We start from the raw sequence: 12,365 nt of genomic DNA on the forward strand, positions 1-12,365 counted from the left end.
CCCATGACGAATCCGCTCGGCAGCTCCACCGTGGCGGTCAGCCCGCTCGGCCTCGGCGCGGCGTCCATCGGCAACCTCTACCGCGCCGTGCCCGACGACCAGGCCGCCGCGACCGTCGCCGCCGCCTGGGACGCGGGCGTGCGCTACTTCGACACCGCCCCGCACTACGGCCTGGGCCTGTCCGAGCAGCGCCTGGGCCGGGGACTGGCCGCGTATCCGCGCGACGCGTACGCGCTGTCCACCAAGGTCGGCCGTATCCTCGTCGACGATCCCGACGGCACCGGCGACGACCTGGCCAACGGCTTCGCGGTGCCCGCGACGCGGCGGCGGGTGTGGGACTTCAGCGCCGGCGGCGTACGCCGCAGCATCGGCGACAGCCTCGCCCGGCTCGGCCTGGACCGCATCGACATCGTGCTCATGCACGACCCCGACGAGAGCCCGGACGCCGAGCAGGCGCTGCGCGAGGCGTACCCGGCGCTGGACGCGCTGCGCCGCGAGGGCGTGATCGGCGCGGTCGGCGTCGGCTCCAAGGACCCCGGCGTCCTGGCCCGGTTCGCGACCGAGACCGACGTGGACGTGCTCATGATCGCCGGGCGGTACACCCTGCTGGAGCAGCCCGCCCTCGACGACGTCCTGCCCACCTGCGTCAAGCGCGGCATCAGCGTGGTGAACGTGGGCGTGTTCAACAGCGGCCTGCTCGCCGTCGAGTGGCCCGACGAGACCCGCCCGTACGAGTACGGCACCGCCCCCGCCGAGGTCCTCGCCCGCGCCCAGGGCATCGCGACCGCCTGCCGCCGGCACGGCGTCACCCTGCCCCAGGCCGCGCTCGCCTTCGCCGCCGCCCACCCGGCCGTGGCGTCCGTGGTAGTCGGCGCGGGCAAGCCCGGTCACATCGAGCGCAGCGCCGACTGGTTCGCCCAGCCCGCCCCGCCCGCCGCGCTGTGGGCCGACCTGGTCGCCGAGGGCCTGCTGCGCCCCGACGCCCCCGTCCCCGCATGACCTACCTGCACCTCGACCTGGACACCGGCGGCCAGTACACCGAGCCGGCGGTCGGCTGGGGCGGGCCGCTGCAGGCGCTGGCGGCGCTGCGCCGCGCGCTGCCCTCGGCCACCGGGCCGCACGACCACCGGCTGCCGGTCGCGCTGGTCACCAGCACCGTCGGCGGGCTCGGCGCGGTCGGCACCGCGCGCTGCGCCGCCGTCGGCGTGTCACCGCTGTCGGGGGCCGTCGCCGAGACGCGGGCGGAAGGCCCGTACGCGGCCGGGATGCGCGCCGCCGGGATCACCGGCATCGGGCTGAGCGGCCGCGCCGAGCAGCCGTCGTACGTGGTCGTCGAGGCCGGGCGGGCCACCGTGCACCCGGCCGGTGAGCTGTGGGGGACGGACACCCGGCAGGCCACGGCCGCGCTCGCCGAGCGGCACGGACCCGGCGCGGCGGTCGCCGTGATCGGACCGGCGGGCGAGGCCGGCAACCGCTACGCCAGCGTGCTGACCTGCGGCGCGTTCCCGCTGCCCCGGCTCGGGTTCGGGGCCGTGCTCGGCGCGCGTCACGTCAAGGCCGTGGTGTGCGTGCCGTCCGGCGCCGCCCCGTGGCCGTACGACGTGCTCGCGGCGCAGGCGCTGTTCACCGCGTACCGCCGCGAGATGCCGGGCCACCCGCTGGCCGGCCGGCAGCACGCGGTCCCCGGCTTCGGGTCCTGGCCCGGCACCGCCGACCAGCCCGGCACCGCCGCCGTACGCAACTTCGCCGACACCGCCACCGCGCCTGCCTCCTGGCCCGGCCTGCACCCCGACCGCTACACGCCGCTGCTGACCCGCTCCGGCGGCGGCTGCCCCGGCTGCCCGAACGACTGCGTCAAGGAGTACGCGGGCGCGGGCCTGCACCAGGAGGCGGTGGCGATGCTGGGGCCGAACCTCGGCATCGGCGACCTGGCCGCGATCCTGGACGCCAACGCCCGCTGCCAGGACCTCGGGCTCGACCCGGTGTCCCTCGGCGGCACCCTGGCCTGCGTCTTCGAGGCCGCCGAGCGGGGCCCGCTGCCTGCCTGGCTCGCCGACCGGCTGCCCGAAGGCATCGGGTTCGGCGCGTCCGGGCTGCTCGCCGAGCTGGCCGGGCTGGCCGCGACCCCGGATCACCCGCTGGGGCTGGGCGCCGCCGAGCTGGCCGCCCGGCTCGGCGCGCCGGAGCTGGCGATGACCGGCTGCGGCGTCGAGCTGCCGCCGTTCGACCCGCGGGTGCAGCCGGGCCTGGGCCTGATGTACGCCGCCGCGCCGACCGGCCCGCGCTACGACGTGATCGAGCACGACCTCGACTTCGACCCCGTGCACGGCCTGCCGCACTGCTTCGACGAGGCAGAACGGCTCGGGCTGTCCGTGCCCGCCCCCGCGTCCACCCTGGACGTCGCGCGCACGTTGCTGCTGGCCGACCTGTGGAGCGGGCTCGACGCGCTGCTGATCTGCCCGTACGCCAGCACCCCGACCCGGCCGCTGACCGCCGACCGGGTGTGCGAGCTGGTCCGCGCCACCTCGGGGCGGCCCGTCACCGTGGCGCAGCTGCTCAGCCTGGGCCGCGAGCGGCTGCGCGCCCAGCAGGCGCTCAACGACCTGCTCGGCGTCGCGCCCGGCACCCTGCCGGACCGGTTCTTCGCCGAGCCGGTCGCCGCCGGCCCGCACCGGGGAGCGGTGCTGGACCGGGTGGCGTTCGGCGTCGCCGTGCAGGTGCTGCGCCGCCAGTGGGCGTGACCGTCGAGGTACGGTTCCCGGCACCGCGTTGCGCGAAACGCGCATGATCCGGATCGGGCGGAGAAACCAGCCTGATCGGACCGCCGCAATCGGGCGAATCCGCTCGGCAGGGCCCACTCGCTGCCTAGGCTTACTGCATGGCTCGTACCGCCCCTGACCAGGTACGCAGTGAGGACATGTTCTCGACTGCGCTGTGGGGATACTCGATGGACCAGGTGGACGCCTACGTCGAGGACACCTCGCGGAGGATGCGGCGGCTGGCCGCCGAGATCCAGCGGCTGTCCGTCGCCGAGAACCAGCTCGGCGCCGCCCGCATCGAGATCTCCAAACTGACCTCCGAACTCGCCGAGGCCCGGCCGCTGGCCAGCGTCGGCCCCCGCGTGCAGGCGATCCTGCGCATGGCCGAGAAGGAGGCGGAGTCGCTGCGGCGGACCGCCTTCGAAGTGCTGCGCAAGGCGTACGAGGAGGCGCGGGCCATCCGGCAGGACGCCGAGGACGAGGCGTACGCCGCGAAGCGGGACTACCAGCTCGCGCTGGCCCACCGGCGCAAGCAGGACAACGACGAGATCTCCGCGGCCCGCGTCGCCGCCGGGCGGGCCGCCGCCGCGAAACCCGCGACCCGCGCCAAGCCGCCCACCAAGCTGGCGCCGCCGCCCGTGCACGGGCTGCCGAGCCACGTCCCCGACGACCCCGAACCAAGCCCGTCGCTCCACGTGACGGACACCGTCCGCCCGGAGCCGGTGATTTCGGCAGTCGAGCGCACCGCGCAGCCGGAGCCGACGATAGCCGAGCCCTCGGCCAAGGCCGGTTTCGCCAAGCCGGTCGCAGGGGACGCCGCGTCCAGGAGCGGCCCCGCGAAGCCGAGCGCCGGGAAGCCCGAGCCGACCGAGCCGGCGGCTGGGGCAGAGCCCGCGAAGCACGCTGGATCCGAGCGGCTGAAGCCGAGCGGCACGTCCGGGTTCGGGCAGGTGGAGACCGGCGAGTCTGAGCAGGTCGAGCTGGTGGTGGCACCCAGGTTCGTGGAGCCTGTCGCCATCGAGCCGGTAGGGCTGGCCGAGCACCGCGCCGCGGCTGCCGAGTCCGTGCAGGCTGGCGGGGCCGAGAGCCTGGGCCGGGCGGCGGAGCAGGTCGTCTCCGCCAACGGTTCGTCGCCCGCCGGGGCGGAAGGGCAGCGGGACAAGCAGGCCGCGGGCAAGTCCGCGCAGCGGGAGGACGCGGCGGTCGACGAGCACCTCCACAACGGGTCGAAGCGCCGCAAGCGGGGCCGCAACCAGCGCGTCAACGGCGCCGGTCCGCAGGACGTGAACGCGTCCGACAACTCCAAGAGCTACTCCGCGCGGCGCAACTGACGCCTCCACTCACATGATCAAAGCTCCGGCCGTGCTGTTCCACCAGCACGGCCGGAGCTTTGATCATGATCGGATGGTGCGGTCAGGCGGCTTTGCGCGAGCCGCGCTTGTGGTCGAAGTCCCAGCCGCGCTTGATGTCGGTGGACTCGCGCCGCTCGCCGACGCGCAGCACGTCCCAGCCGCGGCCGGGCTCCTCGGTGTCCTTCAGCGTGATCCGGTCACCGACTCTGACCTTGGGCTCCACCCAGCACGTCAGCATCCGGTTTCCGGATCTCAGGTCGACCTGAACCAGCGTTGTCATGGCGGCGACGGTAACAGCGATCCGCGTCGTTCTCCTCCGGTTTTCCGGCCGGCCGGGAGCGCGGTGGTTCACATTCCGTCGCCATCATGCCCGCCCGGAGTGCCGGTACGGGTACGGTGACCGGCCGTGAACCTGTACCTGTTCGCCTTCGCCGTGATCACGCTGGCGGCGTTCGCCCAGTCGGTGTCGGGCTTCGGCTTCTCGCTGGTCGCCGTGCCGCTGCTGGCGATGGGCGTCGGGCCGCAGCCGGCCGTCGTCGCCGCCACGGTCGTGAGCATGTGCATGAACGGGGTCACCGCGTACGCCCACCGCCGCCACGTCGACGTGCCCGCCGCGCGGCGGCTGCTGCTGTCCGTGCTGCTCGGGCTGCCGCTGGGGCTGCTCGCGCTGCGGCTGCTGCCGGACTACGCGCTGGTCGCGGTGATCGCGGTGGTGACGCTCGGCTGCACCGTGATCGTGTGGCGGGGCTGGCGGATCTCGCCCACCGGCTGGGCGCTGCGGGGTGCCGGGCTGCTGTCCGGGCTGCTCACCACGGCGACCGCGACGAACGGGCCGCCGCTGGTGGCGGCGCTGCAGGCGATGCGGCTGGAGCCGCGGTCGTTCCGGGCCACGCTGGCGCTGCTGTTCGTGACGGTGTCGCCGATCGCGGTGGCCGGGTTCGTGCTGACCGGGCTGCTCACCCCGCTCGCGGCGGCGATGGCCGGGATCGGGCTGCCCGCCGCGGCGCTGGGCGGCTGGCTGGGCAACCGCCTGTTCGCCGGCTTCGACGCGGGCTCGTTCCGGAAGGTCGTGCTCAGCGCCCTGGTGATCAGCTCCCTGGCCGCCCTCGCCAACGCCGCCACCGGCCTCCCCTGACCCGCCCACCCGGGGCGTTGATCGCGAGTTCGTGTCCAAATCCGGGGCTACACCGCACCTTTGGACACGAAACCGCGATCATGGACCTCCCGTGGGGACTCAGCAGCGGGTGGGGGAGGGTATAGGGGTGAGTGATCTTCAGGTGGTGCGGCTGGTGCCATGGGCGGAGGGGGATCTGGCGCTGCTGCGCCGGATCAACACGCCGGAGATGAAGCGGTATGTCGGCGGGCCGGAGACGGACGAGCAGGTGGAGGCCCGCCACCGGCGGTATCTGGCGCTGGGCACGGGGCAGATGTTCCGGGTCGAGCTGGTCGCGTCGGGGGACGCGGCGGGCACCATCGGGCACTGGGAACGGGAGTGGCACGGCGAGCGGGTCTACGAGACCGGCTGGAGCGTGCTGCCGGAGTTCCAGGGGCGGGGGGTCGCGGTGGCCGCGGCGCGGGCGCTGATCGAGGTTGTGCGCGCGGAGGGGCGGCACCGCTGGCTGCACGCCTACCCGGGCGTGGACAACACCGCGTCGAACGCGATCTGCCGCCGGGCCGGATTCGAGCTGGTCGGCGAGACCGAGTTCGAGTACCCGCCGGGCAGCCTCATGCGCAGCCACGACTGGCGCTACGACCTGCGCGGGGCCTGACGTCCCGGCGTACCGGAAAAAATCTTGGAAGATGTTCGTGGCGGATGTAGAGACGGCCGCGCCGGCTCCGTCCGTGAGGTGAGGGCGGGCCGACGGGGCCCGCCGGACCGGAGGGACACCGACATGAAGTACCTGCTGATGATCTACGGCAACCAGGAGAAGTGGGCGTCGATCCCGGCCGAGGAGTTCCCGGCGGAGATCGCCAAGCAGGACGCCTGGAACGTGAAGTACAAGGAGACCGGCGAGCTGCTCGGCGCGTACGGCCCGGCCGACGCGGCGGCGGCGAAGCTGGTCCGGCGCGTCGACGGGCTGCCCGCGGTGACCGACGGGCCCTACCTGGAGACCAAGGAGTACATCGCGAGCTTCTACCTGCTGGACTGCGAGAGCCAGCAGCGGGCGGAGGAGATCGCGGCGGACATGCCGTGGGCGGACAAGGACCCGGTCGAGCTGTGGCCGATCCTGCACGAGGCTCCGGGCAACGACCTGTGATCGACCCGGCCGTCGAGGGCCTGCTGCGCGAACTGGCGCCGCAGGTCCTCGGCGCCCTGGTGCGCCGCTACGGCATGTTCGACGCGTGCGAGGACGCGGTGCAGGAGGCGCTGCTGGCCGCCGCGCAGAAGTGGCCGGTGGACGGCCTGCCGGACAACCCCCGCGGCTGGCTGGTCACGGTCGGCTCGCACCGGCTGCTGGACGAGCTGCGCAGCGAGTCGGCCCGGCGGCGGCGCGAGGAGACGCAGTGGCTGGCCACGCCGCAGTCGGCGCTGCTGGGCGCCCCGGCCGACGCGGACCCGGCCGCCGACCGGGACGACTCGCTGTCGCTGCTGTTCCTGTGCTGCCACCCGGCCCTGTCGGCGCCCAGCCAGATCGCGCTGACTCTGCGCGCGGTGGGCGGTCTGAGCACGGAGCAGATCGCGGCGGCGTTCCTGGTGCCGCAGGCGACGATGGCGCAGCGGATCAGCCGGGCCAAGGCGAGCGTGCAGGCGGCGGGCGCGACGTTCGCGATGCCGGACGCCGCCGACCGGGACGCACGGCTGCGGGCCGTGCTCCAGGTGCTCTACCTGATCTTCAATGAGGGGTACGCGACCACCACCGGCCCGGACCTCACCGCCCCGCCGCTGTCCGACGAGGCGGTCCGGCTGACCCGCTGGCTGCGCCGCCTGCTGCCCGACGACGCTGAGGTGGCCGGCCTGCTCGCGCTGATGCTGCTCACCGACGCCCGCCGCCCGGCCCGCACCGCCGCCGACGGCAGCCTCGTCCCGCTGGCCGAACAGGACCGGTCCCGCTGGGACAAAGCCATGATCGGCGAAGGCGTCGCCCTGGTCAGCGAGGCCCTGCCCCGCGGCCAGGTGGGCCCGTACCAGCTCCAGGCCGCCATCGCCGCCGTGCACGACGAGGCGCCCACCATGGCCGACACCGACTGGCCCCAGATCCTCGCCCTGTACGAGCTGCTCGAACGCGTCGCCCCCAGCCCCGCCGTCACCATGAACCGCGCCGTCGCCGTGGGCCACGTCACCGGCCCCCGGTCCGGCCTCGACCTGCTGGCCACCCTGGACGCCGACCCGCGCATGCGCGACCACCACCGCCTCCTGGCCACCCGGGCCCACCTGCTCGAACAGTCCGGCGACCGCGCCGCCGCCGCAGCCGCCTTCCGCGCCGCCGCCGCCCGCGCCACCAGCCTCCCCGAACGCCACCACCTCCTCACCCGCGCCGCCGCCCTCGACGAAGGAAGGGCACCTTCTTAACGCTATGCGTAGAAGAAGGTGCCCTTCTTAACCCTGTGCGGCTCAGGTGCGCTGGGCCGGGGTGCTCTCGGCGGCGCGGTCGCGGGAGCGGCGGGCGGCCAGGCCGCGCAGCGCGGCGAGGCCGATGACCAGCCAGATCACGTTCAGCACGGCGGACGGCAGGGCGCGGTGGTAGAACGCGTTCACCGCGAGCGCGACCGAGCCACCCAGGTTGAGCAGCTGGTACACCGTGCCGGAGGTGATCCGCCCGCCGGACAGCAGCCCGTACGCCAGCAGCAGCGCCGCCGCCCCGGCCCAGCCGATCAGCTCGATGAGCAGGTCCATCACGGCACCAGGGCGTACGCGCGCACCGGGAACGTGCCGAAGCCGCGGACCGGGGCGGGCACGGCGTGCAGGCGGGCGCCGTGCACGGGCAGCGCGGACAGGTTCGTCAGGTGCTCCAGCACCGGCACACCTGCGCCGAGCAGGATGGTGTGCGCCGGGCGCTCGCCGCCGTCGGTCGAGTCGATGTTGACGCTGTCGATGCCGACCAGCCGTGCCCCGGCCGCGACCAGGTGCTTCGCACCGTCCTCGGTCAGGAACGGGGCCGGGTTGCCGTACTCCGCGGTGCGCCAGTGCCGGTCCCAGCCGGTGTGCAGCAGCACCGCCTTGCCCGCGACGTCGTACGCGGCCAGCGCCCGCGCGGTGACCCCGCGCTCGGCCGCGCCCTCCAACCGGACCACGACCACGGGCAGGTCGGCCAGCGACGCCAGCGGCAGCCCGGCCAGGTCGACGCCGCCCTCGTAGCGGTGGAACGGCGCATCGACGTACGTGCCCGTGTTGCCGACCATGCTGATCCGGCCGATGGAGAACTCGGTGCCCTCGGCGTACACGCCGCGCGACGCCGCCCTGGTCAGGTGCTCGCCGAACTCCGGGCCCGGCAGCCCCGGGTAGGTGGTCATGCCCTCCTCGACGACGTGGCTCAGGTCGACCAGCCGCGCCGGGTGCCGCGCCGCCGCGCCGGACGGGCCGCCGCGTGAGCCCTTGTGCGCCTCGGCGAACACCTCGACCCCGGTCAGCTCGACCCGGTCGACCATCAGCAGGCCGAGATGCGCGACGAACAGCCCGGCCAGCTCGTCCGTGCTCGCCTCCGGGCCGGGCACGTCCAGCCGGAAGCCCTGGACCTGCAGGCCACCACCGTTGAGGAAGGTCACGTCAGCGTCGAACGACGCCCGGTACTCGGTCATGATCTCCATCCTCGGGTCTTCCCGCGTTCAGCACCAGCGACGTTTCCTTCATCCGGTATGTAGCCTGACTTAATGCAGATCGATCCGCGCCGCCTGGCCGTGCTCCGTGCGGTGGCCGACGCGGGCGGGGTGCTCGCCGCGGCCTCGGTGCTGCACCTGACCCCGTCGGCGGTGTCGCAGCACATCGCCCGCCTGGAGGCGGAGACCGGAGTGACCCTGCTGGACCGCTCACAGCTCGGCGGGCGGCGCGCCGCCGGGCTGACCCCGGCCGGGCGCATGCTCGCCGGGCACGCCGCGCGGCTGGGCGAGGTGCTCGCGGCGGCCGAGCACGACCTGGCCGCATACACCGGGCAGGTCGCCGGGCCGGTGGCCGTCGGCGCGTTCCCGACCGCGATCCGCCACCTGCTGGTGCCCGCGGCGGCCGAGCTGGCCGTCACCGCGCCGAGCGTGTCGGTTCACATCCGGCAGTTCGAGCCGGAGCCCGGCCGGGCGGCGCTGCGCACCGGCGAGCTGGACCTGCTCGTGGTGGAGGCGGACGCGGCCGACCCGGTGCGCGCCCCCGCGGGCCTGGTGTCGACGAAGCTGCTCGACGACCCGTACCACTTCGCGGTCCCCCGCGCGTGGGGCCAGGTGAACGACCTCGACGTGCTGCGCACCCGCCCGTGGGTCGACGGCCCGCCCGGCAGCGCGGTCCGCCGCGTCATGGACCGCCTCTCCGCCCAGCACGGCCTGCCCCTGGACCGCCGCCACGAATGCCTCGAGTTCCCGGCAGCCCTCTCCGTCGTCGCCGCCGGCCTCGCCGCCGCCGTCGTCCCCGCCCTGGCCCTCCCCGCCCCCCACCCCGACATCCGCGTGATCCACACCCCCCTCCCCGGCGCCCGCCGCCTCGAACTCCTCCACCGCCGCGGCCGCCACGAACCCACCCCCGCCGCCCGCCTCGTCGCCACCGCCATCACCACCCCCACCCCGTGACCGCCGCCCCCTCCCCGGCCGATCTTGCGCGGACTGTGGGTGCGACACGCTCACATCGGACATATCCCTAACATTTCGCGCAAGATCAACATGATCTTGCGCGGGGTCAGGTCAGGGTGTCGGCCAGGCGGGTGGCGAGTGGAGCGAGGGTTTGGTACGCGGGGGCGGAGAGCCTGCCGTCGGCGCGGAGATCGTCGAGGCGGTCCAGGAGGTCCTCGGCCTTCTCGGCGGCGTCGTCGCCGTCCTTGCGCAGGCGTTTCTCCACGTCCTGGACCTTCTTGCGCAGGTCGCCGGCGTCCTTCGGGGAGAGGCCGCCGGAGCGCGCGAGGCGGTCGATCTCGCGGCGGAGCAGGTCGAGCTGGTCCGCGGGGCGGGCGGACGGCAGGGGCGCGGCGGCCGGGGTGACGGCGGCCGTGGCGGGCTGCTGGGACGGGCCGGCCTGGGGGGTGGGCGGGGGACCGCCGAGCGCGTACACGATGAAGAACAGGCCCGCGACGATGGCGAGCACGCCGGTGGTGGCCCACACGACGGGACGCAGCCAGCGGTCGGGCCGTTGCGGGGCCGGGCGCGCGGTGGCGACGCGGGCCGTCGGCAGGGGCGGCGGGGGCACCGCCGCGACACCGACGAGCGGGGCGGGCCGCCGTTCCCGGATGGTGCCGTGGTCGCCGGTCGCGCTCGCCGGGACGGCGCCGGGCAGGGGCGCGGTCGCGTCGGGCAGCGGGACGGCATCGGGGCGCGGCTCGCCGGCGGCGGTCAGCAGCGCGGCGGCCTGCCCGGCGCCGGACGGTCGGTCGGCGGGGTCGGGCGCGGTGAGCCGCGCGACGACCTCCGCGAGCGGCGACGGGATGCCGAGTCGCTCAAGATCTTCCTGCACTCCGGACAGTTCGCCGGTCGCGCCGCGGCCCGCGGGCGGCGGCGCGCCGGTGAGCATCGCGTACAGGGTGCAGCCGAGCCCGAACAGGTCGGTGCGCGGGTCGACGGGGCCGCCCGCGGCCTGCTCGGGTGCGGTGTAGCCGCGGGTGCCCGCGACCAGCGACGGGTACGCGGCCTCCTGCCAGGCGGCGATGCCGAAGTCGCACACCTTGACCAGCCCGCTCGTGGACAGCAGCAGGTTGGCGGGGGTGATGTCGCGGTGCACCATGCCCGCCGCGTGGGCGGCGGACAGGGCGGCGCAGGTCTGCAGCGCGACATCGACGGCCTGCGCGCGGGGCAGCGGCCCGTCCTGCAGCACGGCGGACACGCTGGGCCCGTCGACCAGTTCCATCACCACGTACGCCTCGTCGGCCTCCAGCGCGACGTCGTACACGGCGACGATGTGCGGGTGGGGCAGCGCGGCGACGGCCTGGGCCTCGCGCCAGAAACGCTGGCGCATGGCGCCGTCGGCGAGCCGTGCCGGATCCAGGATCTTGATCGCGACGGGACGCTGCAACCGCAGGTCGTAGCCGCGCCAGACGGTGGCCATGCCGCCGTGGCCGACCTCCTCGTCCACGCGGTAGCGCCCGCCCAGCATCCTGCTCACCCCGTCCGCCTACCCGCCCGCCACCGGCCTAAACACGATCACGCACGGCGAGGTTTATGCCGATCTTGGGAAGCGTTTAAGGTCTCCACAAGGGACTTCTCGTTAGCGTTCGTCATCGCCGCATCGCGCGGCCGACGGCAGAACGGAGTGCCCATCCATGCGAAGACTCGTCGCCTATCCGCTCGCGGCGCTGGGTTTCGTGGCCGCGTCGCTGACGTTCGCGTCACCGGCCTCCGCGCACGGTTACGTGTCCTCCCCGCCGAGCCGCCAGGCGCTGTGCGCGTCGGGCCGGGTGAGCGACTGCGGGCCGATCCAGTACGAGCCGCAGAGCGTCGAGGGGCCCAAGGGCCAGCGCAACTGCCACGGCGGCCTGAGCCAGTTCGCCGTGCTGAACGACGACGGCCGCAACTGGCCCGCCACCTCGGTGGGCACGTCGGTGACGTTCAACTGGGTGCTCACCGCCCGGCACTCCACCAGCAGCTGGGAGTACTGGATCGGCGACCGGCGCGTCGCGTTCTTCGAGGACGGCGGGAAGCAGCCGAACGCGACCGTGTCGCACCAGGTGAGCCTGGCCGGGTTCAGCGGGCGGCAGAAGCTGCTCGCGATCTGGAACATCGGCGACACCCCGATGGCCTTCTACAACTGCGTCGACCTGCAGATCGGCGGCGGTGGCGGCAACCCCGCGCCGTCGCCCTCGCCCAGCGCCCGGCCCACCCCGCGTCCCTCGGCGTCGCCGAGCGTGCGGCCCAGCGCCCGGCCCTCGGCGACGCCGACCGCCGTGCCGCCCCGGCCCACCCCGCCGTCCGCCCCGGCGGGGGAGTGGGCGCCGGGCACCACGTACCGGACCGGCGACGAGGTGACCTACCAGGGCGTGCGCTACCGCTGCCGACAGGCGCACACCTCGATCGTCACCTGGGAGCCGTCGTACTACACGCTCGCGCTCTGGCTGCCGATCTGATGTCAGGCCCCGGCGGGCCGTACCACCAGGCGGCCCGCCGGTCCATCCCCGTCCCGGACAGGACAGTG

The 12,365-nt window shown here is 74.6% G+C and carries 13 protein-coding genes; 9 read left to right on the forward strand and 4 right to left on the reverse strand.

Annotated features, from left to right (window positions below; all coding sequences use genetic code 11):
- Positions 1–3 precede the first annotated feature (3 nt).
- From Cba03nite_RS23100 to Cba03nite_RS23110, 3 genes are all read left to right on the forward strand, one after another.
- Complete coding sequence (locus tag Cba03nite_RS23100; RefSeq protein WP_203749931.1) at positions 4–999, forward strand: aldo/keto reductase; 996 nt, start codon at positions 4–6, stop codon at positions 997–999.
- Positions 996–2,741 (forward strand): aldehyde ferredoxin oxidoreductase C-terminal domain-containing protein, encoded by a 1,746-nt coding sequence (locus Cba03nite_RS23105; protein ID WP_203749933.1) that lies wholly within the window; start codon positions 996–998, stop codon positions 2,739–2,741. Before Cba03nite_RS23100 ends, Cba03nite_RS23105 begins: the two co-directional genes overlap by 4 nt.
- A gap of 137 nt (positions 2,742–2,878) precedes the next feature.
- The gene (locus Cba03nite_RS23110; protein ID WP_203749935.1) at positions 2,879–4,090 is read left to right on the forward strand and encodes a hypothetical protein; all 1,212 of its coding nucleotides are present in this window, start codon (positions 2,879–2,881) and stop codon (positions 4,088–4,090) included.
- Between the two features lie 82 nt (positions 4,091–4,172).
- On the opposite strand, the gene Cba03nite_RS23115 is transcribed toward Cba03nite_RS23110, so the two are convergent.
- Positions 4,173–4,391 carry a hypothetical protein gene (locus Cba03nite_RS23115; protein WP_203749938.1) on the reverse strand — a complete coding sequence of 73 codons (219 nt, stop codon included), beginning with the start codon at positions 4,389–4,391 and terminating at the stop codon, positions 4,173–4,175.
- A 126-nt stretch (positions 4,392–4,517) separates the two neighbouring features.
- Here Cba03nite_RS23115 and Cba03nite_RS23120 point away from each other — a divergent pair, with 126 nt between their 5' ends.
- From Cba03nite_RS23120 to Cba03nite_RS23135, 4 genes are all read left to right on the forward strand, one after another.
- Positions 4,518–5,246 (forward strand): sulfite exporter TauE/SafE family protein, encoded by a 729-nt coding sequence (locus Cba03nite_RS23120; protein WP_203749941.1) that lies wholly within the window; start codon positions 4,518–4,520, stop codon positions 5,244–5,246.
- Positions 5,247–5,373: 127 nt separating this feature from the next.
- Positions 5,374–5,880 carry a GNAT family N-acetyltransferase gene (locus tag Cba03nite_RS23125; protein WP_239125963.1) on the forward strand — a complete coding sequence of 169 codons (507 nt, stop codon included), beginning with the start codon at positions 5,374–5,376 and terminating at the stop codon, positions 5,878–5,880.
- Positions 5,881–6,003: 123 nt separating this feature from the next.
- Positions 6,004–6,369 carry a YciI family protein gene (locus Cba03nite_RS23130; protein ID WP_203749944.1) on the forward strand — a complete coding sequence of 122 codons (366 nt, stop codon included), beginning with the start codon at positions 6,004–6,006 and terminating at the stop codon, positions 6,367–6,369.
- On the forward strand, positions 6,366–7,622 hold the full coding sequence (locus Cba03nite_RS23135; RefSeq protein ID WP_346112815.1) for an RNA polymerase sigma factor: 1,257 nt from the start codon (positions 6,366–6,368) through the stop codon (positions 7,620–7,622). Before Cba03nite_RS23130 ends, Cba03nite_RS23135 begins: the two co-directional genes overlap by 4 nt.
- Before the next feature lie 42 nt (positions 7,623–7,664).
- Here Cba03nite_RS23135 and Cba03nite_RS23140 read toward each other — a convergent pair whose 3' ends face one another.
- Together Cba03nite_RS23140 and Cba03nite_RS23145 are read right to left on the reverse strand one after the other, a co-directional pair.
- Complete coding sequence (locus Cba03nite_RS23140; RefSeq protein WP_203749946.1) at positions 7,665–7,946, reverse strand: CBU_0592 family membrane protein; 282 nt, start codon at positions 7,944–7,946, stop codon at positions 7,665–7,667.
- Entirely contained in the window at positions 7,946–8,848 is a 903-nt protein-coding gene (locus tag Cba03nite_RS23145; RefSeq protein ID WP_203749948.1) for a cyclase family protein, read from the reverse strand. Before Cba03nite_RS23145 ends, Cba03nite_RS23140 begins: the two co-directional genes overlap by 1 nt.
- Before the next feature lie 72 nt (positions 8,849–8,920).
- Here Cba03nite_RS23145 and Cba03nite_RS23150 point away from each other — a divergent pair, with 72 nt between their 5' ends.
- Complete coding sequence (locus Cba03nite_RS23150; RefSeq protein WP_203749950.1) at positions 8,921–9,820, forward strand: LysR family transcriptional regulator; 900 nt, start codon at positions 8,921–8,923, stop codon at positions 9,818–9,820.
- 106 nt (positions 9,821–9,926) lie between these two features.
- Here the strand turns inward: Cba03nite_RS23150 and Cba03nite_RS23155 are convergent, their stop codons facing one another.
- Positions 9,927–11,330 carry a serine/threonine-protein kinase gene (locus Cba03nite_RS23155; RefSeq protein ID WP_239125974.1) on the reverse strand — a complete coding sequence of 468 codons (1,404 nt, stop codon included), beginning with the start codon at positions 11,328–11,330 and terminating at the stop codon, positions 9,927–9,929.
- A 166-nt stretch (positions 11,331–11,496) separates the two neighbouring features.
- Between Cba03nite_RS23155 and Cba03nite_RS23160 the strand changes: the two genes are divergently transcribed.
- On the forward strand, positions 11,497–12,297 hold the full coding sequence (locus Cba03nite_RS23160; protein WP_203749954.1) for a lytic polysaccharide monooxygenase: 801 nt from the start codon (positions 11,497–11,499) through the stop codon (positions 12,295–12,297).
- Positions 12,298–12,365: the final 68 nt, after the last annotated feature.

It is taken from the genome of Catellatospora bangladeshensis (assembly GCF_016862575.1).
Taxonomy (GTDB): Bacteria; Actinomycetota; Actinomycetes; order Mycobacteriales; family Micromonosporaceae; genus Catellatospora; species Catellatospora bangladeshensis.